This window comes from Bittarella massiliensis (ex Durand et al. 2017), from assembly GCF_017566145.1.
GTDB classification, from domain to species: domain Bacteria; phylum Bacillota; class Clostridia; order Oscillospirales; family Ruminococcaceae; genus Bittarella; species Bittarella massiliensis_A.
Genome location: NZ_JABFCL010000206.1, coordinates 1 through 223, shown reverse-complemented (window position 1 = coordinate 223; position 223 = coordinate 1). Strand labels below are relative to the sequence as shown.

The window sequence follows — 223 nt, the reverse complement described above, 5'->3', positions numbered from 1 at the left end:
ATGAGCGCAACAGTTATATCGAGGTGACGGCTCCGATCCGGGTGACGGCGTCCAAAGATATCGTGGGCGTGATGCTGGCAAGCGTTTCCACCGATAATATTGTCGGAATCCAGGAGAATTTAAAACAGACGATGGATATTATTATTCTTACAGCTCTTGTTGTGCTGATTGTGTCCGGTATTCTGGTAAGTTTTTATATTACGAGGCCACTGAACCGGATTAC

General features: G+C 45.7%; 1 pseudogene. It reads left to right on the top strand.

Features of this window, described 5'->3' with window-relative positions:
* Positions 1 to 223, top strand: a pseudogene (locus tag HJY11_RS14050) (two-component sensor histidine kinase); the annotation flags it as partial.